This window comes from Flavobacterium bizetiae, from assembly GCF_902804475.1.
In the GTDB taxonomy this organism is placed as follows: domain Bacteria; phylum Bacteroidota; class Bacteroidia; order Flavobacteriales; family Flavobacteriaceae; genus Flavobacterium; species Flavobacterium bizetiae.
Window position 1 is genome coordinate 1 of the sequence record NZ_CADCSU010000028.1, and the last position, 6036, is coordinate 6036.

The 6036-nt window shown below is 35.8% G+C and carries 3 protein-coding genes; 1 reads left to right on the forward strand and 2 read right to left on the reverse strand.

Annotated features, from left to right (window positions below; genetic code table 11):
* Positions 1–239: 239 nt before the first annotated feature.
* The gene (locus FLACOL7796_RS01720) at positions 240–1841 is read right to left on the reverse strand and encodes a Na+/H+ antiporter (RefSeq protein ID WP_173969121.1); all 1602 of its coding nucleotides are present in this window, start codon (positions 1839–1841) and stop codon (positions 240–242) included.
* Positions 1842–2407: 566 nt separating this feature from the next.
* Here FLACOL7796_RS01720 and FLACOL7796_RS01725 point away from each other — a divergent pair.
* Complete coding sequence (locus tag FLACOL7796_RS01725; protein ID WP_173969122.1) at positions 2408–4798, forward strand: mechanosensitive ion channel family protein; 2391 nt, start codon at positions 2408–2410, stop codon at positions 4796–4798.
* Positions 4799–4830: 32 nt separating this feature from the next.
* Here FLACOL7796_RS01725 and FLACOL7796_RS01730 read toward each other — a convergent pair whose 3' ends face one another.
* Positions 4831–5703 (reverse strand): DMT family transporter, encoded by an 873-nt coding sequence (locus FLACOL7796_RS01730; RefSeq protein ID WP_173969123.1) that lies wholly within the window; start codon positions 5701–5703, stop codon positions 4831–4833.
* Positions 5704–6036: the final 333 nt, after the last annotated feature.

Genomic DNA, 6036 nt, shown 5'->3' on the forward strand with positions numbered 1-6036 from the left:
GTATGATTATATCCTAAAACTATAATATCAAATGATCAAACAAATCATCATTCTATAAAAATAGAAGATGTTTTAGCGAACAATAGATCAATAAATATTGAAGCTTATAAATTAAGTGTTATTGATAAAAACATAACTTCAGAATCTATCAAAAAATCTAAATTATTATTTGAAAATTTTGAAAGCCTAAAAAAACAATTGACAAAAGAGTTAACGAAAATTTTATTTAATTAATCCCCCTACTCCTCATACATCTCCATCCACAATCTAGTCTCCTCCAAATCCAGTTCTTTCTCGATCTTTCTGAAAATCTCTTCATTGACAGAACCCGATTTATGCATCGATTCTAGCTTACCGCGTTCTACGTTTAGGAGATCGATCTGGAGTTTGGTGAAGTCATTGAAGATTTCGCCGCCCATTAGATTTCCTTTTCCGAAGAAATTGGCTGGAAGTTCGGTTTTTTGTAGGCGGTTGAATTTTACTTCATATTTGCTTTTTATATTATGGAGCAAGTCGTCGTTGAGTAACGAGAAATTATCTTCGATGTGGGTGATGGTTTGTGATACGATTACATTTCTTATTTCGTATTCTTCGGCCAGGATTGAATATTTTTCAATTTTTAGTTTTTTGATTAGCCAAGGCAATGTCAATCCCTGAATGACCAAAGTCGAAAGGATTACGCAAAATACCAGATAAATGATGAGGTTTCGTAACGGGAAAGCTTCGGTTTCGTTCATCATTAGCGGAAGCGCCAAAGCAGCGGCCATCGAGACCACGCCACGCATTCCGGACCAACCAAACACTATCATGTTTCGGAAATCGAATTCTTCCTGCAATCGGATTTTTTTACTGATATATCTTGGGAGTAATGTTGCGGGAATTACCCATAAAAAACGCACTAAAATCACGACAATACTTACCGAAGCGCCCCAAATAAACAAAGACCAACCAGAATAATCCCCGATTCCTTCAATAATTTGGCGCAACTGCAATCCGATTAAAATGAAGATTAATCCGTTTAGGATATTGGTGAGAACGCTCCAAATTGTTCCGGTCATGATTCGGCTTTCGTGGGTGAAAATTGTTCCTGATCTTGCTGAAAGAAAAAGTCCGGTTGCGACTACGGCCAAAACTCCCGAAGCTTCGAAATGTTCGGCGATTAGATAAGAAGCGAAAGGCGTTAATAAGGTTAAAGTCGCTTCGATCACTTCGTCGCAAACGAACTTTTTATGAATAAAACTCATGATATACCCTACTCCTAAACCAATCCCAATTCCTAAAACCGACATTATAACAAAGTTCAACCCAGCTTGCCAGAGTACAAAGTTTCCGGCGGTAATGGCAGTTAGAGCATATTTGTACGCTACAAGACCGCTGGCATCATTCACCAGACTTTCGCCTTCGAGAATGGCAATTAATCTTGGGTGCAAACCCAAACCTTTTGTTATAGAAGTTGCGGAAACAGCATCAGGCGGCGAAACGATTGCGCCTAATAAAAAAGCTAACGGCCAGGAGATATCATCTATCAGCATATGGGCTGCAAAAGCTACGGCTACGGTGGTAAAAAGTACCAAACCTACGGCAGCCAAAGTAATTGGTCGGATGGTTTGTTTGAAATCTGACCAACTGGTGTACCACGCGGCATGATACAAAAGCGGCGGTAGAAACACGATAAACACCACTTCAGGACTTAAAGCTATTACGGGAAGTCCGGGAATAACGCTAATAATTACTCCACAAAGTACCAGCACAATCGGAATGGGGAAATTGTATTTTTTACTGATAAGGCTTAAAAAAGCAACCCCAAATAGTAACATGATAATTACGGTAATATTTTCCATTTTTTGATTGTTTGGTAATACTGGTATTTAGAGTACGAATATAATATTTTTAAGTCTTTGTTAGTACTATGATTTTATGGGGTGTTTTTTTGTGCATATTTTTATTGCCACTCCCGATAGCTATCGGGATAAAGGATTAAAAAAGATTTTTTACTAATGCGGACTGTTAAACTTTGTCAAAGTTTAAAACTTTGACAAAGTTCTCGAACTATCGAAGAATTAAAAAAAACTAAATGTCTTAGCACAAAGAATGTCCTAGCCCCGATAGAAGTGGAAATCCTTTTGTGTCCGCCGCGGCGGACACAAAAGATTGGAACGAATTGCTTCACCAATTCGCACTTTCAGGCTCGGGTGCGGGATTAGCTCGTAAAAAAAATACTGAGTTGTATCCTTTTTATGAAAAGAATAAAATCTCAATAATGCTTTTAATTCTGTGGTAAAAAAATACCTGCAATAGAATTAACTCTACGCCTGTAAACCTTATTTTAACCAAATTTTATCATCCAATACATCATAAATATCCTAAAAAAAATTACTTTTGACCCTTAAATTCATTGCCTTACATTATGATTCAGAAAAGAAATTTCATTGGTTTATTCGCCTTATTTGCCGTCTTTTTTTATGCGCCGCTAACCTACTCTCAAACTGCTCCGGCTAAAACAGATACTACAAAAGCTAAAACGGAAACTGCTCCGGCTAAAACGGAAAACAAATCGAAACTTTTTGAGGAAAGTGCAACTGACAGTGATTATCTGGTGGCTATAGAAAAAGCGGGAGAGGTTTTGGAATCTGCTCATAATGACACTGAGTTTGACGGGAACAGTCATCATTTGTTTGGAGAAATTAAGAGGACGCAAAGCAAACTTGATCTTATTTTAACGAGTTTAAAGGGTGCGAATCCTAATGTGCGCAACCAGCAAATGTATCGTATTGTCCTGAAAGAAATCGAACAGGAACTGAACGAACAAAATACTGCGATCAATGCTAGAAATCTGGCGCTTGAAAAAATCAAAGGCAGAGTAATTGAGTTGCGTAAGGACAGAACCTTGATGGGACTTTTGACGGACACGATAAAACGTAAACAGTTTAAAAAGGAATTTGCTAATCTTAAAAACAGATACCTGAGCACGGATAGTTTAATGACTAAAAATCAGGGTATTTTAAACGATAATAAAAGACTGACGGTTGAAAGAAAAATTGCGGTTTCGAATGCGTTAATTACGGTTGAAAGTAAACTGGAACAATCGGGAATCAGCATGCTAAAAAGGGAATATCCTGCTTTATGGAGTACGAGCGATTCTACTTCAAAGAAAATAGTGGGACAAAATATTAAAGCCAAGGTAATTATCGAGGAAAATGTGGCTTCGTATTATCTAAGCTACAAAGCGGGTTCGTTAATCTTTTTGGTTTTATTAATGGGCGCTTTGGGTTGGTATATTGCCCGTAATTTAAGATATCTTCGAAATAACGGGCATGCGGAAAATCTGGCTCAGTTTAATTTTAAATATCTTAATCGGGGTGTAATTCTTCCTGTATCGGTTATTGGTTTAAACATTGCGGTTGTGAGCAATTTGTATGCTCCTGCTATGTTTATTGAGTTGATTCAGTTGGTGCTTCTTGTGTTGCTTACTTTTCTTTTTAAAAGAGACTGGTCGACGACTTCAATGCGTAACTGGCTGCTTCTGTTAGTATTATTTTTTGTATTGTGTTTCTTAGACTTGTTTATTGCAGTTGGTTTTATACAACGTTGCGCTTTTATCGTAATCAATATTTTGGGTGTTCGTTATGGATTTGTTCAAATAAAAACCCTGAAAGACCAGCTTTACTACAAAGGATTTTTTAAATGGGCGACGATCATTTTTATTGGTCTGAATGTTTTGGCGATACTTAATAATCTCTTCGGACGTGTTTCTCTTGCCAATATGTTAAGCATTACGGCTTTTATTTCGCTTACGCAAATTGTGGCCTTGAGCGTACTATTAAAAATGGTATTAGAAATTATTCTTTTACAAATTTATACGACTAGAGTAAAACGTGATATCGAAAAGATTTTTGATTTCGAAAGTTTGTCTGAAACACTCAAAAAGCCTTTCATTATCGTTATTAGTTATATGTGGATTATTGTAATCGCAGCTAACTTAAATATTTGGGAATCTTTACGCGCTGGCTTAAATTCATTATTAAGTCATCCTAATACGATAGGAAGCATCACTTTTACGCTAGGAAACATTGTTTTATTTTTTATCATTATCTGGGTCGCGCATTTATTACAGAACTATGTGGCATATTTTTTTGGTGAAGTCGATGACGAAAACGAAGAAAACATCAACAAAAAACAGCATTCTAAATTATTGATCACAAGACTTGTGGTATTAATTTGTGGTTATCTTTTGGCCGTTGCCGCATCCGGAATGCCATTAGACAAATTGAGTATTTTACTTGGTGCTTTGGGTGTTGGTGTTGGACTTGGACTTCAGAGTGTGGTAAACAATTTTGTATCTGGTATTATTTTAATTTTTGATAAACCGATACAAATTGGAGACGTGATTAATATTGCTTCTGAATCTGGCCGCGTAAAATCGATGGGATTGCGTACTACGAAAATCAACTCGGCAAATGGTGCTGAGATTATCATACCGAATGGTAATTTATTATCGCAAAACATTACCAACTGGACGTATACTGACAATTATAAACTGGTAGAAATCGCTGCAGAGGTTAGCGGAGAGATTATGCCGGAAGAGATTAATGCTTTGATATTATCTTCTCTGGAAGGTATGGATTTAGTGAATAATACCAAACCTCCTCAAATTTATTACACGGCAATTGCTGACGGAAAATTCAAACTACAAATAAAATTCTGGTGCAGCATTTACCGTACCGAAGAAATCGTGAGTAGCGCCCGTCAGGTTCTTTTTAGTAATTTTAAGGCTAAAGGTGTAACGATAGCGACATAACAAAATTTAGATTATATCTTAAATCCGTCAAATTAATTTTTTGACGGATTTTTTTTGAAGTTAATTTCAGAAATAAACATAGCCGAGATAATCAATAATCCTCCTGCCAAAACCTGATAAGTAAAATCTTCTCCCAGAATAAAAACTCCGGCGATCGTTGCAAACACAGGTTCAAACAAATACGTTAATGCTACTTTTTCTTCACCCAAATAACGTCGCCCTACATTTTGTACGGCATACATAAAAGCGGTTGCCGGAATGGCTGCAAAAAGAACGCCTCTCCAAAATCCGTTAGTGTTGGGCAACCAAACAGAGGCTTCATCAAATAATGCCAGAATCAAACATCCAAAAGCACAAAAAAGCATTAATAAAATCACGGCGGGAATGGGATTTTCTTCGGTAGCATATTTCCCTACCTGAAGTACATAAAAGGCAAAACCAAAAGCGCAGGCCACAATTAATACATCACCGGAATTTAGAGACAATCCGTCTTTTACCACAATAATATAAAGTCCGATAAGGGCTAAAATACAGGCAATCCAAATCTTGTTTTCGATTTTCTTTTTATAAATAAGAAATTTTAAAATCGGAATCAACAATACATCTAATCCGGTAATAAAAGCCGCATTTGAAACTGTAGTATACTGAAGTCCTATGGTTTGCAAAACGGTTCCGGCAAGTAACGGAACTCCAATAAGGAAAGTGATTTTCAACGTTTTTACAGAAATTAATTTCAGTTGCCTGAAAAAGACAAAAGCGAGGCAAAATGCTGCTATTAGAAATTTATAAAATAAAAATACGAATGGTGAGCCAGCTCCAATACCCACTTTTACAAAGGTGAAAGAAATTCCCCAGAAGGCTGTTCCTGCTATTAAAAGCAGTAAATAAAGATGTTTTTTTTGCATATCTATAGTTATAATGAATTACATTAAACTATTAGAGTATGCTCAAGGCAAAAGAAGTACAATAATCCCGATTTCTTCTCTAATGTTAGAAAATTGTACGTATGTTTCTTATCTGCGGCAAATATAAAAATAATTTAAGAGACGCAAAAAGTGTTTTTTATACATTAACAATTGTTCTACGGAGTAAATTTGGCTTTTTATTTTTTAAATTAATAAAAAAATACAGTTGTAAAAGCTGTAAACCACTAATTTTAAAACCAATACATTCAAAACAAAAAATTATTTTTTTAGAACCTAAAACGTTAAATTTATCGGTATATTACTGATTAATAG